Origin of the sequence: Geobacillus thermopakistaniensis (assembly GCF_000498995.1) — a bacterium.
In the GTDB taxonomy this organism is placed as follows: domain Bacteria; phylum Bacillota; class Bacilli; order Bacillales; family Anoxybacillaceae; genus Geobacillus; species Geobacillus thermoleovorans.
Genome location: NZ_AYSF01000022.1, coordinates 1 through 458, shown reverse-complemented (window position 1 = coordinate 458; position 458 = coordinate 1). Strand labels below are relative to the sequence as shown.

The 458-nt window shown below is 52.8% G+C and carries 1 rRNA gene; it reads right to left on the bottom strand.

What is annotated here, in order from left to right:
* Window positions 1-164, bottom strand: a 23S ribosomal RNA gene (locus T260_RS136385); the annotation flags it as partial.
* Between the last annotated feature and the right edge of the window lie 294 nt (window positions 165-458).

Sequence of the window (458 nt, the reverse complement as noted above, 5' to 3'; positions counted from 1 at the left end):
GATTCAGGCATGGATACTGCCCCATTACGGACAGTGGGTTCCCCCATTCGGACATCTCCGGATCAACGCTTGCTTACAGCTCCCCGAAGCGTTTCGGCGTTTGCCCCGTCCTTCATCGGCTCCTAGTGCCAAGGCATCCACCGTGCGCCCTTTCCAGCTTAACCTATTGCGCTCTCGGCTTCTTCCTTTGCTTTATCGGTTATCTAGTTTTCAAGGAACGAAGCTACTGCCTTGAGTCTGCTTCTTTGCAGCTTTGCGCCGAGGAATCCATCTTCCTTGAACCTGCTAGAAGACAAAGGCGCAAAGCAGCTCCTTTGAATTCGCTTCTTCGCTGGTTTGCGTCGAGGAATTCGGCTTCTCCGAATCCGCTTGTAGACGCAAAGCGACTTCTTTGAACAAACTTCCTTGCGGCTTTGTGCCGAGGAATCTTGCTTCCCTGAACCTGCTAGCAGACGCAG